This is a genomic window from Embleya sp. NPDC059237, from assembly GCF_042754105.1.
In the GTDB taxonomy this organism is placed as follows: Bacteria; Actinomycetota; Actinomycetes; order Streptomycetales; family Streptomycetaceae; genus Embleya.
On the sequence record NZ_JBHZAE010000008.1, the window covers coordinates 30,416 to 48,821 of the forward strand.

An 18,406-nucleotide genomic window follows, 5' to 3' on the forward strand; every position below is an offset into this window, starting at 1 on the left:
GCGCGGAGGGTGGCTACGCCGGCCGGGACGGCGGGTGCGGTGGGTCAGGGCGTGGACGGGGCGGGTGTCTTCCAGGCGTCGGCGCGGACGCCGCGCGGGAGGACCATGACCGGGGTGCGGGCGTTGCGGACGATCTTGTGCGAGACGTCGCCGACGAACACCCGCTTGACCGGGCCGACCGTGCCGGACGCGCAGATCAGCAGGTCGTCGGCCCAGGTGACGGCGTCGAGCGCGGCACGTACGTCGTCGCCCTCGACCGTTTCGCCGTCGACCGCCCCGTCGAGGTCGGCGATCGCCGCCGCCAAGTCCTGCCGGGCCTGCTCGCGCACGGCGCGCAACACCTGCTGCTCGGCCGTCTGGTGCTGCTTGCCCGAGTAGAGCCGGACCGGTCGCAACACCAGCGTGAGCAGCCGCGCGTCGGCGTCCAGGAGCCGGGCGAACGCGACGCCGCAGGCCGCCACTTGGTCCGACTGCACGCCGCGCTGGTAGGCGATCGTGCAGCGGGCGATGCGCGGCGGCGGATGTTCGGCGAAGCCGCGCGGCGCCAGCACCACCGGCACCGGCGAGCCGTGCAGGAGTTGGTCCGCGGTGCTGCCGAGCGCGACCCGCCCGGTCCGGCCGCCCGGCGCGGGACCGATCACCACGAGCGCGGCGTCGTGCTCCTCGGCGATCCGGGCCAGTCCCCGGCCGCTGCCCCGGTTGTCGCCGATCGCGCGCTCGACCGGCAGGTCCGGGTCCCGCTCCCGCAGTTGCCGCTCCGCGTCGTCGAGCAGCCGATCGGTCTCCTCGCGCAGGAACGCGCGCCACTCCGCGTCCACCGCGCCGACCCCGGCGCCGGGCTGGGCGGGTGGGCGGATGTGTGCGAGCACGACGCGGGCACCCGCCTGGCGGGCGAGCAGCGCGCCCAGCGCGAGTGCGTCCCGCCCGCGCGGTTCGGGCCGGCAGCCCACCACGATCCGCATGTCCGCGCTCACCGGTCCGCCTCTGCGCCGGCTTCGGCGCGCCAGCGCGAGTGGCGGTAGCCGTACAGGAAGTAGATCGCCACGCCGACCGCCATCCAGACCAGGAAGACCTGCCAGGTGGTCCCGGAGAGCCGGGCCATCAGGTAGATGCAAAAGCCCACGCCGAGCAGCGGGGTGATCGGGAAGAACGGCGAGGTGAAGCCGCGCGGCAGGTCGGGGCGGGTGCGGCGGAGCACGATCACCCCGATGTTGACCAGGGTGAAGGCGAACAGGGTGCCGATGCTGGTGGCCTCGGTGAGTCGGCCGAGCGGGACCAGGGCGGCCAGCAGGGCCACCCACGCACCGGTGATCAGCGTGTTGGCCACCGGGCTCTGCGTGCGGCTGTCGACCTTGGCGAAGATCGGCGGGATCAGGCCGTCGCGCGCCATCGCGAACAGGATCCGGGTCTGCCCGTACAGCACGGTGAGCACGACGCTGGCGATCGAGATGATCGCCCCGGCGGACAGGATGGTCGACGCCCACGAGCCGCCGGTGACGTCGGTGACGATCTGCGCCAGCGTCGCCTCGCTGCCCTCGAACTGGTCCCACGGCATGGCGCCGAGCGCGGCGAGGGCGACCGCCACGTAGACGATGGTGACGATGCCGAGCGAGATCAGGATCGCGAGCGGCAGGTCGCGGCGCGGGTTCTTGGCCTCCTCGCCGGCGGTGGAGGCGGCGTCGAAGCCGATGTAGGAGAAGAACACCTGGGACGCGCCGGCACTGATCCCGGCAGCCCCCAGCGGCGCGAACGGGGTCAGGTTGCCGTGCTCGAACGCGGTGAACGCGATGGCGCAGAAGAACGCGAGGGTGATCAGCTTGATGAAGACCATGATCGTGTTGGCCACGGCGCTCTCCGACACCCCGCGCACCAGCAAAAGGACCGCGAGCAGCACGACGACGACCGCGGGCACGTTGAACGTGCCGCCGTCGCCCGGGGGTTGGCTGATCACGTCGGGCAGGCGCACTCCGAAGGCGGAGTCGAGCAGTTCGTTGACGTACTGCCCCCAGCCGACGGCGACGGCGGAGATGGACACGCCGTACTCCAGGAGCAGGCACCACCCGCACACCCACGCGATGCCCTCGCCGAGCGTGGCGTACGCGTAGGAGTAGGACGAGCCGGACACCGGGATGGTCCCGGCCAGTTCGGCGTAGGACAGCGCCGAGAACAGCGCGGTGACCGCGGCCAGCACGAACGAGATCACCACCGCCGGGCCGGCCTTGGGCACCGCCTCGGCCAGGATCACGAAGATCCCGGTGCCCAGCGTCGCGCCGACGCTGAAGAAGGTCAGTTCGAGCAGCCCCATGGAGCGCCGCAGACCGGCCTCCCCCTCGCCGTGGCCGCTCTCCGCGAGGATGGCGTCCACGGGCTTCGTCCGCAGTACGCCGGAGCGCGGCCGGGGTGCGACATGACTGGCGGGCAAATCCGGCCTCCCTGGAAACACACGGTCCGAGAAGGGAGGGGTGCCCCGACACGGGGCGCTCGAACGGCCTTTCAGCCATTCGGCCCGGGTCCGCCGGCGCCGATCGACGCACCGGTCGCCGCAATTCGATCTAGCCGGGCCGGGCGGGACCGACGCCGCGGAAGCCGGCGCGGTAGTCCCTGGGGGCCACGCCGAGTCGGCGGGTGAAGTGTTGGCGCAGGGTCAGGGGGGAGCCGAAGCCGCAGTGGCGGGCGATGGCGGCGATCGAGAGGTCGCCGATCTCCAGGAGGCGCTGGGCGGCCAGGACGCGCTGGGTGCACAACCATTGCAGGGGCGAGGTGCCGGTGCCGCGGACGAAGTGGCGGGCGAAGCTGCGTTCGGACATCCCGGCCAGCGCGGCGAGTTCGGTCACCGTCCAGGGGTGGCCCAGGTCGTCGAGCACCCGCCCGCGCAGCCGGTCGAGCGCGTCGCCCGGGTCGGCGGGGGCGGCCGGCACCGGGTTGTCGATGAACTGGGCCTGGCCGCCGGAGCGAAACGGCGCGGTCACCATCGTGCGGGCGATCTCGGCGGCGGCGGCCGCGCCGTGGTCGAGGCGGACCAGGTGCAGGCACAGGTCGATGCCGGCCGCGGAACCGGCCGAGGTCCAGATCGAACCGTCGCCGACGAACAGCACGTTGGCGTCCACCGCGACGTCCGGGTGGCGTCGGGCCAGGTCCTCGGTGTCCATCCAGTGCGCCGTCGCCCGCCGCCCGTCGAGGAGGCCGGCGGCGGCCAGGACGAAGGCGCCCGAGCACAGGGAGGCGATGGTGGCGCCGCGGGCGTGCGCGGCGCGCAGGGCGGCCAGGACCTCCTCGGGGAATTCCTCGCGGCGTGGCGCGGTCCGGTGTTCGTTGCCCGGGACGACGACGAGGTCGCAGTCGGCCAGGCCGTCGAGGTCGTGATCGGGGACGCAGACCACTCCCGCGCCCAGTTCGACCGCCGCCCGCCCCGGGCCGCACACGCGCACCTCGAACGGCGGCACGCCCCGGGCGGTGCGGTCGACGCCCCAGACCTCGAAGGCCACCGCGTACTCGAACACTCGAACCGGGTCGAACAGCACGATCCCCACGCGACGCATGGCGGCAACCTATCCCTCACGAAGGTGCGGTGGGTGTGCGCGCCGGCCCGGTGCGACCCGCGAACCGGGGGAGGCTCACGGTCGCGACCGCGGCCGGCGCGGAGATGCGGGGAACGGCCGCACCTCGATCCGCGACGGCGTGTGTGCGCGGACCCATCCCCCGTGGAGCACTCTCCTCCAACGACCCCGTGCTCGATGGAGGGAGCGAGCCGATCGGCGTCCTCACCCCGGAACGCGCTTGCGGTCGGGAGGTGAGCGGGGGGCCTCCGGCTCGCCTCCGATCCTGACCGGTGCGGCGAAGTCGAAGTGAGTGGCGGAAACGCCAACCATGAATGCATTCCCGCCAGCCCCTGTGGACACGAGCGATCACCGATCCGCCGGCCCACCGACAGATCGGGATCCCATCTGTGCATAAGTTATCCACAGGCTGTGGAAATATGTGGGGGTTGCCGCGCAGCTCCTGTGGACAACGACAGCACCGACAGGACCGCGAACCGCCCGCGTCGGCCGCCGCGCGGGAGTCCCATGGTGGGCCGGGGCGCCGCCGCCGGCCCCGGTGACACGCCGTCAGACGCCCATCCGCGCGGGCACCTCGTCCGGCCCGAGTCGGCGCATGTCGGCGAACCCGTCGCCGGTGGAGTAGCTGTCCTCGCACACCACGAGCGCCTGCTCGTCGAAGGCCCACACGATCGCCATTCGGGTCTCGTACAGGTAGAACGCGTCGACGTCCGGCACCGACCGACCCATCCCGACCAGGACCCGGCCCGGGTAGGCGATCCGCAGGATCCCCTCGGTGACCACGGTGTCCCGATCCACCGTCAACCGGTCGATGTGGTGGGCGAGTCGGCCGCAGTCGTTCTCGACCACGGCACGATAGAACTCGCGGACCTCGGCGTGACTCTTGGGGGCCCTGTCCACAACCGACGCGCCCCACTGGTGATAACACGCGTTCGGTGCGACGGTCGCCATCAGCGCGTCGAGATCGCCCTCGTGCTCGGCGTGCATGTGCGCGACCAGCGTGGTCAAGATCGCGCGGCGGCGCGGATCACGCTCCTCGGCCAGTCGTTTCTCGGCGAGTTCCCACGTGCGTCGCGCGTCGATCAGCCCCGCCATGTACGTGCCTTCCGCCGGTCGTCGATTCGCCCGACACCTTGCCCCGAAGTAGTTGACTGTGCAATACAAATCTCCACACGTGTCGCATCCACGGGCACGCACGGAGGACGAGCCACCGAGGTGGCGGACGGGACGGGTGGCCGATGAGCGGCGACACGCGCGAAGTACGGGACGCGAACGCGATGTTCGACCTGAGTGGTCGGGTGGCGATCGTCACGGGAGGCAGTCGGGGCATCGGGCGGGCCATCGCGCACGCCTATGCCGCGGCGGGCGCCTCGGTGGTGATCGCCAGCCGCAAGGCGGACGCCTGCGAGGCGGTGGCGAAGGAGATCACCGACGCCGGCGGCCGGGCGCTCGCGGTGGCCACGCACTGCGGGGAACTGGAGCAGTTGGCCGCTTTGGTGGACACGACCGTCGCGCACTTCGGCGGCATCGACATCGTGGTCAACAACGCGGCGAACGAACTCGCCCAGCCGCTCGGCGCGATCACCCCGCAGGCGTGGGACAAGTCGTTCTCGGTCAACCTGCGCGGACCGGTGTTCCTGGTCCAGTACGCGCTGCCGCACCTGATCGCCTCCGGGCGCGGTTCGGTGGTCAACGTGGTCAGCGCGGCCGTGTTCACCCGTGCCGAGGGCAAGGGCCTGTACGCCGCGGGCAAGGCCGGCCTCGTCGCGTTCACGCGCACCATGGCGGGCGAGCTGGCCGCGCACGGCATCCGGGTCAACGCGATGGCCCCGGGCGCGGTGGAGACCGACATGGTCCGCAAGACCGGCCCGGAGACGATGGCCCGGATGCGGGGCGCGGCGCCGCTGAACCGAATCGCCGCGCCGGAGGAGATGACCGGCCTGGCCCTGCTGCTCGCGTCCGACGCGGGCAGCTTCATGACCGGCCAGATCGTCAGCATCGACGGCGGGCTGACCGTCCACTGAGCCGGCCGCCGGGCCGCGGACGGCTCCCGGCGACAGGCCCTCAGCCCACCGGCGAGGCCCCGATCACCGGCACCAGCTCCGCCGGCAACGGGTACACCGTCTCGACCGGCAACAACGCGCGGGCGCCGTCGTGATCACCGGCGCGGACCAGGTCGTGCACCCGATGCGCGAGCGCGGTCACGTCGGTGATCCGGCGTGTCCACTCGTCGGCGTAGGCGCGCGTCGCCCATCCGGCCAGCCCGAGTTGCAGTGAACGATGCGCCAACGGCCGCAGGTCCAAGTCGCGTTCGGGATCCCACTGGATCCGCACCGCGGTCGCATGCAGCCGTCGGCCCCACGCGTCGCGGTCGGGGTAGGTGCCGGGCTCGTAGTGGCTCAGGCACGCCCCCGCGAGCGCCGCCTCGAAACCCGTGCGGTCGATCTCCAGGGCGAGCACCCGCTCCTGGCGCGGCTTGGTCGCCCAGCCGCAGCGGTACATCATCCAGGTGAAGCTGGGCTTGACCCAGGTCATCCGCTCCCGGCTCCAGGTGTCCGGAAATCGCCCGTCCCGCACGGCCGCGTCGGCGATCTGCGGCTTGTACGCCTGGTACACGGTGATCGTGTCCTCGCTCCACAGCGCACGGATCTGCCGGGCGGGTATGTCCATGCCCGCCAGTGTGGCGGCCCCACCCGGGCCCGAACCACCCGTTTTCCGCGGGTCCGCCGGCATCGAAAAAATGCTTGATATTGACAAGCGATCCCGAGTCGGAGAGATTCGACGTGCCGGGTGACACGCGTTCCCGGTCCGTATCGATGTGCAGCGCGGGGCAGACCCGACCGCGACCCTTCCGTGCCCGGCGGGCGTCGACCCGCGTCGCGACCACGCGATCCACGCACGTGAAGGAGCAGTGACGTGCATCTCGCCCCGACCCCGGCGCAGGACGCTCTGCGGGCAGAGCTGCGGGACTATTTCACCCGGCTGATCACCCCCGACGTCCGCGCGGACCTCGACCGCGAGGGCGAGGCAGGCGGTCCGACCACCCGGCGGGTGCGCCGACAGTTGGGCTCCGACGGCTGGCTCGGCATCGGGTGGCCGACCGAGTACGGCGGGCAGGGCAAGGGCCCGGAGATGCAGTTCATCTTCTTCGACGAGGCGTATCGCGCCGGCGCGCCCGTGTCGATGGTCACCCTCAACACCGTCGGCCCGACCCTGATGAAGTTCGGCACCGAGGCGCAGAAGAGCTACTACCTGCCGCGCATCCTGGCCGGCGAGATCATCTTCGCGATCGGCTACAGCGAACCCTCGGCCGGCACCGACCTGGCCTCGCTGCGCACCCGCGCGGTGCGCGACGGCGACGAGTGGGTGATCAACGGGCAGAAGATCTTCACCTCCACCGCCCAGGGCGCGGACTGGATCTGGCTCGCCTGCCGCACCGACGTGGACGCCCCCAAGCACAAGGGCATCACGATGATCCTGGTGCCGACCACCGACCCGGGCTTCTCCTGGACCCCGATCGTCACCGTCGGTGGGATGACCACCACGGCGACGTACTACGACGACATCCGGGTGCCCTACGACAACCTGGTGTTCGAGGAGAACTCGGGCTGGAAGCTGCTCACCAACCAGCTCAACCACGAGCGGGTCGCGCTCGCCGCGCTCGGCATGCAGGCCGAGGACTTCTTCGCCGAGGTGTTGGCGTGGGCGCGCGAGACCGAGGTGGAACCCGGCGTCAAGGTGATCGACCAGCCGTGGGTGCGGCTCAAGCTGGCCGAGACCTACGCGCGCCTGTCCGCCGTACGCATGTTCAGCTGGCGTCTGGTGCACGACGTCGGCAACAACACGCTCAACCCGGGTGATGCGTCGGGCGTGAAGTTCTTCGGCACCGAAGGTGCCATCGAGGTATATCGCAACCTGATGGAGATCGTCGGCCCCGACGCGACGCTGCGACCGAGGTCGCCCGGCGCGTTCGGCGACGGACTCCTGGAGGCGATGAATCGCCGCGCCCAGATCAACACCTTCGGCGGCGGCGTCAGCGAGGTCCAGCGGGAGATCGTCGCCATGGTCCGCCTTGGCATGACGCGAGTGAAGCGGTGAAGGACGACATGACGGACACCACCAGCCGGGACAAGGCCGCCTTCCTCGCGGTCGTCAAGAAGTACGAGGGTGTGCACGACCAGTCGGGCGTGCTCGCGCTCGATCCGGTCAACGGGCCGATGATCCGGCACTGGGCCGAGGCCATGGGCGACAAGAACCCGGTCTACACCGATCCCGAGGCCGCCGCGGCGACCCACTTCGGCGAGGTGGTCGCGCCCGCGACCATGCTCCAGGTGTGGATCATGCGCGGGATGGACGCGGGCCTGACGGTCAACACGGTCACCGGCGAGTTGTACAAACACTTCACCGACAACGGCTTCGGCTCGGTCGTGGCGACCAACTGCGAGCAGGAGTACATCCGACCGCTGCGGCTGGGCGAGGTGGTGCAGTACGACCAGCTGATCGAGACGGTGTCCGAGGAGAAGACCACGGGTCTCGGCGTCGGCCACTTCATCACCACGCTGGTCAACATCTACGTCGAGGGCGAGGCCGGCCGCGAGTTGGTCGGCACGCACCGCTTCCGGATCCTGCGCTACACGCCGCACAAGAAGAAGCCGAAGGCCGCGCCGGCGGAGCGCGCGCTGCGCCCGCGCAAGGTGGTCAACAAGGACAACCGGGCCTACTGGGACGGCGTGGCCGAAGGCAGACTGCTGTTCCAGAAGTGCACGGCCTGCGCCACCCCGCGCTTCCCGTTCGCGCCCGGCTGCAACCACTGCGCATCGCTGGAGTGGGAGAGCGTCGAGTCGGCCGGCGCGGGCGTCGTCTACTCGCACGTCACCATGCACTACCCGAAGTTCCCGGCGTTCGACATGCCCTACGCGGTCGGCCTGATCGAACTCGACGAGGGTGTCCGGATGCTCGGCAACGTGCTGGGCGTGGCGCACGACGAGGTGCGGATCGGACAGCGCGTGCAGGTCGAATTCGTGACCCACGACGCCGAGTTGACCGTGCCCGCGTTCCGAGTGGTCGGGGAGAACTGATGGACTTCAACCTCACCGAGGACCAGCGGGACCTGGTCTCGCTGGCCGAGCGCATCTTCGCCGATCAGTCCACCGACGAGCGGCTGAAGAAGCTCGCCCAGTCCGGCGCGGACCTGGACGCCGAGTTGTGGGGCCGGGTCGCCGAGGCGGGCCTGGTCGGCGCGCTGATCCCGGAGGAGCACGGCGGCGGCGACCTGGGCCTGGTCGGGCTCGCGCTGCTCGTGGAGCAGCAGGGCCGATTCACCGCGCAGATCCCGCTGTTGGACACGGTCGTCTACGGGCTGCTGCCGCTGCTGCGGTTCGGTACGCCGGCGGCCGTCGAGAGCGAACTGCCCGGCCTGCTGGACGGTTCGCGGATCGTGGCCGGCGCGCTCGCCGAGGTCGGCGCGGCGCTGCCCGCGGTGCCGAGGACCACCGCCCGGCGCGACGGCGGGGGTTTTCGGCTCGACGGGGCGAAGCGGGCGGTGCCGTGGCTGACCGTGGCCCACCGGATCCTGGTCACCGCGTCGCTGGACGGTGCGCTCGCGGTGTTCACGGTGGACGCCGACGCGGCGGGCGTGGCGATCGAGGCCGCGCCGACCACCGCGCCGTGGGCGTCGGGCAACCTGACGCTGGCCGACGCGCCGGCCACGCTGCTCGGTACCGCCGAGGCAGGCACGGAGATCGCCGACTGGATCGTCGACCGCGCGCGGGTCGCGCTGGCCGCGCAGCAGGTGGGCGTGTGCGAGCGCGGCCTGGCCCGCACGGTCGAACACGTGAACACCCGCGAGCAGTTCGGCAAGCCGCTGGCCACCAAGCAGGGCGTGATGTTGCGCGCCGCCGAGGCGTACATGGACACCGAGGCCATCCGGGTCACCACGCTGGAGGCCGCGTGGCGCATGGACCGCGGCGAGGCGGCCACGGAGCAGGCGCTGGTGGCCCGCTGGTACGCCTCGGAGGCGGGCAAGCGCGTGGTGCACGCGTGCCAGCACCTGCACGGCGGCACCGGCTCCGACATCGACCATCCGATTCACCGCCACTTCCTGTGGGGCCGTCAGATCGACGTGACCCTGGGCAGCGGCATCCAGCACCTCGCCGCGCTCGGCGACCTGCTCGCCCACGTGCCCGCCCAGGGAGGCAACCGATGACCACCGCGAACCCGGCGAGCCTGACCCACGCGGAGGTGTCCGTCGGCGACGAACTGCCGCCGCTGGTCATCCCGTTGACCCGCACGCTGATCGTCGCCACGGCCCTGGCCACCCGCGACTTCCAGGACGTGCACCACGATCCGCAGTTGGCCGCGGAAAAGGGCTCGCCGGACATCTTCATGAACATCCTGACCAGCAACGGCCTGGTCGGGCGCTACATCACCGACTGGGGAGGCCCCGAGACCGAGTTGCGCAAGGTCGCGATCCGGCTCGGCGCCCCGAACTACCCCGGCGACACCATGACCCTGACCGGCACGGTGACCGCCAAGCCCACCGCCGAGGACGGCACCCCGCTCGTGGAGATCGCGGTCGTCGGCGCCAACAAGCTCGGCAACCACGTCACCGGCACGGTCACGGTGAAGCTGTTGGAAGGAGCCGACGCGTGAGCCTCAAGCACGCCGACAACCTGCGCGGCAAGGCCGCCATCGCCGGGATCGGCGCGACCGAGTTCTCCAAGGAGTCCGGCCGCAGCGAACTGCGCCTGGCCGTCGAGGCGGTGGGCGCCGCGCTCGCCGACGCCGGGATCGCCCCGTCCGAGGTGGACGGCCTGGTCAGCTTCACCATGGACACCAACCCCGAGATCGCGGTCGCCGCCGCGGCCGGGATCGGCGACCTGACCTTCTTCAGCCGGATCCACTACGGCGGCGGCGCGGCCTGCGCCACCGTCGCCCAGGCCGCGATGGCGGTCGCCACGGGCGTCGCCGACGTGGTGGTCTGCTACCGCGCGTTCAACGAGCGCTCCGGCCGCCGCTTCGGCTCCGGCGTGCTCCAGCGCGACCCCACCGTCGAGGGGGTGGGCCTGGGCTGGAACATGCCGCACGGCCTGCTCACCCCGGCCTCGTGGGTGGCCATGTTCGCGCAGCGCTACCTGCACGTCTACGGCGCGACCACCGAGGCGTTCGGCCACGTCGCGGTGGCCGACCGCAAGCACGCGGCGAACAACCCGAAGGCGTACTTCCACGGCAAGCCGATCACCCTGGAGGACCACCAGAACTCGCGGTGGATCGTCGAGCCGATGCGCCTGCTCGACTGCTGCCAGGAGACCGACGGCGCGCAGGCGATCGTGGTCGTCGGCGCCGAGCGGGCGAAGGACCTCAGGCAAAAGCCCGCGATCATCAACGCGGCGGCGCAGGGCGCGGGTCGCCTCCAGGACCAGATGACCAGCTTCTACCGGGACGAGATGACCGGCCTGGCCGAAATGGGCGTGGTCGCCAAGCAGCTGTGGCAGACGTCCGGGCTCACCCCCGACGACATCCAGACCGCGGTGCTCTACGACCACTTCACCCCGTTCGTGCTGATGCAGCTGGAGGAGTTCGGCTTCTGCGGGCGCGGCGAGGCGCCGGCGTTCGTCGCGAACGGCGGCCTGGAGCTGGGCGGCAAGCTGCCGACGAACACGCACGGCGGGCAGCTGGGCGAGGCGTACCTGCACGGGATGAACGGCATCGCCGAGGGCGTGCGGCAGATCCGGGGCAGCTCGGTCAACCAGGTCGAGAACGTGCACAACGTGCTGGTGACCGCGGGCACCGGGGTGCCGACGTCGGGGCTGGTGCTGGGCGTGGAGTAGCGGCCGGCCCGCCCGCACTGGGCCGCCCGGGTGACGCTTCGGCGTGTCGTCCGGGCGGTCCGTCGGTTTCGCCGCCGGCCATGCCCAGCGTGGTGGAAGCGCTCCTTCCCGCCATGCCAGGAGGTCTCGTGCGTCCTCTGCTCACTCGTCGAATCGCCTCGACCGTGTTGCTCATCGCCGTGCTCGGCCTGCTGCCCGCCGGGCTCGCCGAGGGTGCCGCCGCACGGTCGGGGCGGTCGTTCTTCGTCTCCGGTCCGGGCTTCGACACCTGCGAGACCCCCACCGTGGAGACCATGCAGGCCTGGCGCGAGTCGCCGTACAAGGTGGTCGGCATCTATGTCGCGGGCGACAACCGGGCCTGCAAGAGCACCCGGCTGACCCGCGACTGGGTCACCGCCGTGCACGACCAGGGCTGGGACTTCCTGCCCATCCAGGTCGGCCTGCAGGCGCCGTGCTCGCAGTCGCGCAAACCGGGCCGGATCGATCCGGCGCAGGCCGCGGGCCAGGGGGTCGCGGAGGCGGACGACATGGTGGACCGCAGCACCGCACTCGGGTTCCGGCGGGGCAGCGCGGTCTGGTTCGACATGGAGGCGTACGACAACACCGACGCCGCGTGCCGCACCGCCGTGCTCGACTTCGTCTCGGCGTGGTCCGACCGGGTCCGCGAGCGCGGCTTCGTGGCCGGCTACTACAGCAGCCTGGACTCCGGCGTCGCCGACGTGGTCCAGGCGGTCGGCAGCCGCTCGATCCCGGACGCGATCTGGTACGCCCGCTGGGACGACAAGGCGGTGACCAGCGGCGACGGCGCGCTGCCCGACGGGCACTGGCACGGCAGCCGGGTGCACCAGTACAGCGGCAACGTCACCGAGACGTACGGCGGCCGGACCATGTCCATCGACCGCAACGCGGTGGACGGGCCGGTCGGGGTGTTCTGAGCGTTTTCGGGCCGTCGGCCGGGCCCTTGACGGGTCCGGCCGACGGATGCCCCGGGTCAGCCGCGGTCGACCTCGCTGACCTCCAACGTGCCCTCCGCGTACTGCCGGCGGATCACCTTCTTGTCGAACTTGCCGACGCTCGTCTTCGGCACGGCGGCGATCAGGCTCCACCGCTCGGGCACCTGCCAGCGGGCCACCTGCCCGGCGAGGTAGTCGCGCAGTTGCTCGACGGTGGTCTGCGCGCCCTCGCGCAACACGACCGTCGCCAGCGGGCGTTCGCCCCACTTGTCGTCGGGTACGCCCACCACGGCCGCCTCGACCACGTCCTCGTGGCCCATCAGCGTGTTCTCCAACTCGACCGACGAGATCCATTCGCCGCCCGACTTGATCACGTCCTTGGCGCGGTCGGTCAGCCGCAGGAAGCCGTCGGCGGTGATCGTGCCGACGTCGCCGGTGTACAGCCAGCCGTCCTTGAACCGGCCGCCGCCACTGGCGTCCGCCGAGCCCTCGTCGCCGATGTACGCGCCCGCGATCCACGGCCCGCGCACCAGCAGTTCGCCCACCGCCTCGCCGTCGAACGGCATGTCGGCGCCGTCCGGGCCGACCAGGCGGGCCTGCACCGACGCGGGCAGGCGACCCTGCGAAATCCGGTACGGGAACGCCTCGTCGCCGGTCAGCCCGGCCGGCGGGCGGGCCACCGAACCCAGCGGCGAGGTCTCGGTCATCCCCCACGCGTGGATGATCCGGACCCCGTGCCGCTCCTCGAACGCGTGCATCAGGCCCGGCGGACAGGCCGAACCGCCGACCACGACCTCCGTCAGCGAGGACACGTCGGTCTTGTGTACGTCGAGGTAGTCGAGCAGCCCGGTCCAGATGGTCGGCACCGCGGCGGCGAACGTCGGCTTCTCCGCGGCGATCATCGTGGCCAGCGGCTCCGGCTGGAGGAACCGGTCCGGCATCAGGATCGACGCGCCGCACAACATCGCCGCGTACGGCAGGCCCCACGCGTTGACGTGGAACATCGGTACGACCGGCAACAGCAGGTCACCGGGGCCCAGGCCGAAGCCCTCCATCGTGCACACCTGCATGCTGTGCAGGTAGGTCGACCGGTGGCTGTAGACGACGCCCTTGGGGTTGCCGGTGGTGCCGGAGGTGTAACACATCGCGGCGCCCTGGCGCTCGTCGATGTCCTCGGCCCAGTCGAACTCGGTCGGCCGGCCCGCGAGCAGGTCGTCGTAGCGGTGCACCTGCTTGCCGCAGTCGGCGAGCGGGGCCAGGTCGGTGTCCGCGCCGGTGACCACCACGTGTTCGACCGTGCTCAGCATGGGCAGCAGTGGGGCGGCGAGCGCGGCCAGCGAGCCGTCCAGGACCAGGACCCGGTCGTCGGCGTGGTTCGCGATGTAGACCAGCTGCTCGGGGGGAAGCCGCAGGTTGAGCGTGTGCAGCACCGCGCCCATCGACGGAATCGCCAGGTAGCACTCCAGGTGCTCCTGGTTGTTCCACAGGAACGTGGCGACCCGTTCGTCGCCGGTGACGCCGAGTTCGCGCAGGGCGTGCGCCAGTTGCGCGGAGCGTCGGCCGACCTCGGCGTAGGAGGCCCGGCGCGGCGCGCCGCCGGTCCAGGTCACCACCTCCGAGCCGCCGTGCACCGTGGTGCCGTGTCGCATGATGCGAGCGATCGTCAGCGGCACGTCCTGCATCGTGCTCAGCACAGTGGAGCCTCCCTGCGTTCGCCGGACGGGGACCGGTCGAGGTGTAGGGGATTCTTTCTCGCCGATCGGGTCGTTGTCAGCCCTTTGAGCGGCGCGTTTCGGTTTGCGGACCGGGCGGCTCGGTTTCCGGACCGACGCCGGATCACGCGCCGACCCACGCGCCCGTCGCGATCCGCCATGCGCCCGTACGGGTGAACCAGGCGTGGCGATCGGCCAACCGGGCTAGCCGGACGGAAGAATGCGACGGTGTCCCGGTTGCTCCGGATGGCACATCGTTTTCGACGGAACGCGGCGAGCATTCCGTAACTCCCGTTTTCCGCTCTTCCGGAGGGGGACCGGCGAGCCCTCGACGTCCCCCTGGAGGGCACCTCGTGTACCCGTTGGAGGTCCGACCCGAACCGCACCCGCCGTACGACGTCGTACTGCCGGACGCGTTGGGCCACCCCGTGCTCGGCTTCCGGAACGGCTACTGGTTCCACATCGGCCGGGACGGCCCGGCCCGGCCGTTGTGCGCGCGCACCGCGATCATCGGACATCCGGAGTCCGCCGGGCCTATCGTGCAGGTCATGTGTTGGTGGATGCGCGAACACCACGATCACCCGCAGGCGATCGACCTCGGCACCGAACTGGCGCTGACCGTCGGTGAGATGAGTCGCCGACTGCACGCACGGGGGCCGGCGGCATGGTGAGGCGTTGTGGGTCGGTGCGGATAAGGCGGGTGCCGTGCGGGCCGCGGGTACCGGCGATCCGAGTGCGGACGTGCACGATTCCGCGCCGCCGGACCGGGATGCCGGGGCGGCGGTGCGGGTGATCGAGCGGGGCGGTTCGGCCGGCTTGTTCGGTTTGCTCGGCTTACTCGGTTTGCTCGGCTTACTCGGTTTGCTCGGTTTGCTCGGCCGGGGTGCTCGGGGTCGTCCCCTACTTGGGTGAGGCGATCTTGCCGAGCAGGTCGACGATGCGCTGTTGTACGTCGTCGCGGGTCGAGCGCTCGGCCAGGAACAGCACGGTCTCGCCGGTCTGGAGCCGGTGCAGGTCGTGTTCGACGAGGTCGAGCGTGGTGTAGACGACGATCGGCGTCGAGTGCAGCCGCGCGTTGTTGCGCAGCCAGTCGACCACGCCCATCCGGCGCCGGCGCACCAGCATCAGGTCGAGCACGACGAGGTTGGGCTCGACGCTGGACGCCTTGGACACCGCCTCGCTCTCCGAGGCCGCGTGCACCACGTCCATCCCGCGCCGCTCCAGCGACGCGGTGAACGCGGCCGCGATGTCCGGGTTGGCCTCGACGAGCAGCACCCGCGAGGCGTGTCCGGCGCTGTCCGCGGGGGCGAGCGAGCGCAGCAGTACGGCCGGGTCGGCGCCGAACGCGGCGTCGCGGGTGGCCTGCATCAGGCCGGCGGTGACCAGGACCGGGATCTGCGCGGCGGTCGCGGCGGTGCGCAGCGACTGGAGCGCGGTACGGGTGATCGGGCCGGTGAGCGGGTCCACGAACAGCGCGGCCGGCTGCACGGGGACGCTCGCGTCGACCTCCTCGCGCGAGCGCACCAGGAGCGGACTCCAGCCGCGCGCGGTCAGCGCACCCGCGGTCGCGGTGTCCGGCTCGGGCCAGACCAGCAGCCGACGCGGTTGTCCGTCCGGCGCCGGGCTGACCATGGTCGGCAGGTCGGCGCCGGACATCGCCTCGGCGTCACCGGGCGGGCCGGCCGGGAATCCGGGCCGTCGGCCCTGGAACGGGATCGGCTGGTCCGGCGCGGCCGGGATCGGCGGCAACACCTCGGTCGGCATGTCGGCGGCGGCCGGGCGGCCGGGGCGGTCCTGCACGCTGGTGGTGCGCCCGGTCGGGTCGGCCGCGCGGTTTTGCGCCGGGATCGGCGCGGGCGGCGTGGACAGGCGGCGGCGGGTCTGGGCGCCCTGCGGGGTGTGCGCGCCGTTGAGCCGGCCGCCGGCGGCGGGGGTCGCCGGGGTCGCGGGTTGCCGGCCCGGGGTGGTGGCCGGGTCCTGGTGGGCGGCGCCGCGGTGCGAACCGGATGCCCCGGCGGGGTTGTCGGCGGCCTCGGGCAGCTCGCGGGCGGCGCGGCCGCGGCGGGAACGGGGCGGGTAGACCGCCTCGAACGCGCCGCTGTTGTTGCGCGCGGCCTCCTCGGCCTCGTCGTATGCGTCGGCGTCGGGCCGCTCGTGCCGGCCCTCGTCGGAGCCTGCGCTCGCGGGCACCAGGGGCACCGGTGCGACGGTGCCGGCGGGCAGGGCGAACGGGCCCTGCGGTGCGGGGGCGACCGAGCCGGGCGGCGGAGGCGCGGGTACGGGCGGGGTGGACGAGCCGGCCGGCTCCAGGCGGGCCCGTGGGGGCTGGGCGCCGCGGCCACGGACGGCGAGTTCGACGCCGGCGCCGGGGGCGGGGCGGTCCTCGGGGTCGTGGTCGGCGCTCTCGCGGTCGGCGGCGGCCGGTGCGTCGGGGGTCGCGGACTTGCGGGGGGTGACGGCCGCGCCGATGCGGCGCTTGGGGGCGGCGGTGCGGTCGGCGGTCGCCGCCTGCTTCGCCGGGGTCGATGCGGGCGCGGTGTCCGTGTCGGAGTCGGGTGACTCGTCCGCGGCGGGCGTGGAGTCGTCGGAGTCGTCGGGTTCGTCGGCCTGCTTCGGGGCGCCGGCGGCGGCCTTGCCCGGCTTCGCCGCCTCGTCGCCGTCCGCGTCCTGCTCGTCCTTGGCCGCCTTGCCGGCCTCATCCGTCTTGTCGCTCTTGCCGGCCTTGCCGGTCTTGTCGGTGCCCGGGTCAGGGCGGCCCGACTGGCGGGCGCGGCGGCCCTTGGCCGCGCGGTGTTCGCCGGAGCTGACCACCAGTTCGGCGGCCTCCTCGTCGGCGGGCAGTTCGACGACGTACGTGCTGCCCCGGCCGGCCACGGTGTGCGATTCGATCGTGCCGCCGTGCGCCTCGACCACGGCGCGGGCGAGCGGCACGCGGACGCTGCTGTTGCGGCTCTCGGGGCCGCGTACTTCGATTCGGGCGAGGTTGCCGCGCTGGGCCGCCGCGACCACGACGGTGGAGCCCTCGGGGCCGGCCGCGACCACGTCCGCGAGCAGGTGACCCAGGGCGCGGGTCATCGCGTCGACGTCCACCCGGACTCCGACGGGGGACGCGTTGACCGCGAACTCCACACCCGCGCCGCGGGCGAGATAGGTCACCGTTTCCATGGCGCGGTCGACCAGGTCGTCCACCGTGGTCGGCATGCGCTCGGGTTCGGCCGGGGTTTCCGCGTCGTCCGCCGCGGGGGTCGGGTCGGCGTCGGCCGCCTGGTGGGCGAGCACCTCGCTCGCGAGTTCCTCCAGGCTTTCCAACTCGCCCGCGACCTGACGCACCATCCGACGGGCGCCGTGGCCGACCTCGCCGGCGCCGCCGTCGGCCACCTTCTTCAGCCGACCGCGTACCGCCTCGAGTCGGCCCAGTATCTCCGTGTCCACCAACTCGGCCAGCTGTGCCCGGCGTTCGCCGAGCGACTTCTCGCGCGCGGTGTCGCTGAAGGTCATCACGGCACCGACCACGGCACCGCCGAGCAGGATCGGCGCGGTGATCATGTCCACCGTCACGAAGCCCTCGTCGCCGCGCCACAACACCTGGTCGCGCAGCCGCTGCCGGCGGCCGTTGCCCAAGGTCACCAGCGGCGGGCACTCCTCGGCGGGCAGCGGGGAGCCGTCGGCGCGGGCGTGCATGAGCAGTTCGTGCACATTCCGGCCGCCGAGGTCGCTGGCCCGGTGGCGGAGGATCCGGGCGGCGGCCGGGTTGGCCAGCACGATGTCGCCCTCGGCGTCGATGCCGATGATGCCCTCGCAGGCCGCGCGCAGGATCATCTCGGTCTGCCGTTGCTGGCGCGCGAGTTCGGCCTCGACGTCGACCTTGCCGGTGAGGTCGCGCACGACGATCATCAGCAACTCGTCGTCGTATCCCGCCGGCAGGTTGGCACTGGTCACCTCGACCGGGAAGACCCCGCCGTCGGTGCGGTGCGCGGACATCCGGGTCGGCTTGGTCCGGGTGTCGCGGGTGTCGTTGGTGGCCCGTACCGATCCCGGGATACGCCGGTGGTCGAACGACGGGAGCAGGTCGAGGAGACCGCGACCCACCACGGGAGTGCCCGGCGCCTCCAGGACCTCCAGTGCCATGGCGTTCGCGTTGACGACGGTGCCGTTGCGATTCACCAGCAGGAGGGCGTCCGGCAGGGCGTCGAGTATGGCGGCGAGGCGAGCAGCGCCTCGGGATGGCCTGCTGCTCACGAAGCGCGTACCTCCTCCGGTCCTCGGACTGCGCGACGGCCATCTTGCCCGTCGCCGCCGGGGCATGTCACGACCGACTATCCCATTGTTTTTGCAGTCACGTTGACGAGCCTAGT

15 protein-coding genes are annotated in these 18,406 nt (G+C 72.1%); 8 read left to right on the forward strand and 7 right to left on the reverse strand.

The window, feature by feature from the left end; genetic code table 11:
- Positions 1 to 44: 44 nt before the first annotated feature.
- The 4 genes from ACFXKZ_RS24915 to ACFXKZ_RS24930 form a co-directional block, all read right to left on the reverse strand.
- A complete protein-coding gene (locus ACFXKZ_RS24915) occupies positions 45 to 974 on the reverse strand; it encodes a universal stress protein (protein ID WP_380003197.1) in 930 nt (309 codons plus the stop codon).
- On the reverse strand, positions 971 to 2,422 hold the full coding sequence (locus ACFXKZ_RS24920; protein WP_380003199.1) for an amino acid permease: 1,452 nt from the start codon (positions 2,420 to 2,422) through the stop codon (positions 971 to 973). Before ACFXKZ_RS24920 ends, ACFXKZ_RS24915 begins: the two co-directional genes overlap by 4 nt.
- Before the next feature lie 130 nt (positions 2,423 to 2,552).
- Positions 2,553 to 3,539: a GlxA family transcriptional regulator gene (locus ACFXKZ_RS24925; RefSeq protein WP_380003200.1), complete on the reverse strand. Its 987-nt coding sequence runs from the start codon at positions 3,537 to 3,539 to the stop codon at positions 2,553 to 2,555.
- Between the two features lie 567 nt (positions 3,540 to 4,106).
- Positions 4,107 to 4,652: a nuclear transport factor 2 family protein gene (locus ACFXKZ_RS24930; protein ID WP_380003201.1), complete on the reverse strand. Its 546-nt coding sequence runs from the start codon at positions 4,650 to 4,652 to the stop codon at positions 4,107 to 4,109.
- A 143-nt stretch (positions 4,653 to 4,795) separates the two neighbouring features.
- Between ACFXKZ_RS24930 and ACFXKZ_RS24935 the strand changes: the two genes are divergently transcribed.
- Entirely contained in the window at positions 4,796 to 5,581 is a 786-nt protein-coding gene (locus ACFXKZ_RS24935) for an SDR family NAD(P)-dependent oxidoreductase (protein WP_380003202.1), read from the forward strand.
- A 40-nt stretch (positions 5,582 to 5,621) separates the two neighbouring features.
- Here the strand turns inward: ACFXKZ_RS24935 and ACFXKZ_RS24940 are convergent, their stop codons facing one another.
- Positions 5,622 to 6,227: a DUF4291 domain-containing protein gene (locus ACFXKZ_RS24940; protein WP_380003203.1), complete on the reverse strand. Its 606-nt coding sequence runs from the start codon at positions 6,225 to 6,227 to the stop codon at positions 5,622 to 5,624.
- A gap of 246 nt (positions 6,228 to 6,473) precedes the next feature.
- On the opposite strand from ACFXKZ_RS24940, the gene ACFXKZ_RS24945 reads away from it, so the two are divergent.
- The 6 genes from ACFXKZ_RS24945 to ACFXKZ_RS24970 all read left to right on the forward strand — a co-directional run bounded on the left by ACFXKZ_RS24945 (position 6,474) and on the right by ACFXKZ_RS24970 (position 12,321).
- Entirely contained in the window at positions 6,474 to 7,655 is a 1,182-nt protein-coding gene (locus ACFXKZ_RS24945) for an acyl-CoA dehydrogenase family protein (protein ID WP_380003204.1), read from the forward strand.
- Positions 7,656 to 7,663: 8 nt separating this feature from the next.
- On the forward strand, positions 7,664 to 8,635 hold the full coding sequence (locus tag ACFXKZ_RS24950; RefSeq protein WP_380003205.1) for a bifunctional MaoC family dehydratase N-terminal/OB-fold nucleic acid binding domain-containing protein: 972 nt from the start codon (positions 7,664 to 7,666) through the stop codon (positions 8,633 to 8,635).
- Positions 8,635 to 9,762 carry an acyl-CoA dehydrogenase family protein gene (locus ACFXKZ_RS24955; protein WP_380003206.1) on the forward strand — a complete coding sequence of 376 codons (1,128 nt, stop codon included), beginning with the start codon at positions 8,635 to 8,637 and terminating at the stop codon, positions 9,760 to 9,762. The genes ACFXKZ_RS24950 and ACFXKZ_RS24955 overlap by 1 nt, the downstream gene beginning before the upstream one ends.
- Positions 9,759 to 10,208, forward strand: coding sequence for a MaoC family dehydratase (locus ACFXKZ_RS24960; RefSeq protein ID WP_380003207.1), 450 nt, complete (start codon positions 9,759 to 9,761; stop codon positions 10,206 to 10,208). Before ACFXKZ_RS24955 ends, ACFXKZ_RS24960 begins: the two co-directional genes overlap by 4 nt.
- The gene (locus ACFXKZ_RS24965; RefSeq protein WP_380003208.1) at positions 10,205 to 11,386 is read left to right on the forward strand and encodes a lipid-transfer protein; all 1,182 of its coding nucleotides are present in this window, start codon (positions 10,205 to 10,207) and stop codon (positions 11,384 to 11,386) included. The genes ACFXKZ_RS24960 and ACFXKZ_RS24965 overlap by 4 nt, the downstream gene beginning before the upstream one ends.
- A gap of 128 nt (positions 11,387 to 11,514) precedes the next feature.
- Entirely contained in the window at positions 11,515 to 12,321 is an 807-nt protein-coding gene (locus tag ACFXKZ_RS24970) for a DUF1906 domain-containing protein (RefSeq protein WP_380003209.1), read from the forward strand.
- 56 nt (positions 12,322 to 12,377) lie between these two features.
- Here ACFXKZ_RS24970 and ACFXKZ_RS24975 read toward each other — a convergent pair whose 3' ends face one another.
- A complete protein-coding gene (locus ACFXKZ_RS24975) occupies positions 12,378 to 14,033 on the reverse strand; it encodes a long-chain fatty acid--CoA ligase (protein WP_380003210.1) in 1,656 nt (551 codons plus the stop codon).
- Positions 14,034 to 14,404: 371 nt separating this feature from the next.
- Here ACFXKZ_RS24975 and ACFXKZ_RS24980 point away from each other — a divergent pair, with 371 nt between their 5' ends.
- On the forward strand, positions 14,405 to 14,722 hold the full coding sequence (locus tag ACFXKZ_RS24980; RefSeq protein ID WP_380003211.1) for a hypothetical protein: 318 nt from the start codon (positions 14,405 to 14,407) through the stop codon (positions 14,720 to 14,722).
- A 229-nt stretch (positions 14,723 to 14,951) separates the two neighbouring features.
- On the opposite strand, the gene ACFXKZ_RS24985 is transcribed toward ACFXKZ_RS24980, so the two are convergent.
- Positions 14,952 to 18,290, reverse strand: coding sequence for a PAS domain-containing protein (locus ACFXKZ_RS24985; RefSeq protein WP_380003212.1), 3,339 nt, complete (start codon positions 18,288 to 18,290; stop codon positions 14,952 to 14,954).
- Positions 18,291 to 18,406: the final 116 nt, after the last annotated feature.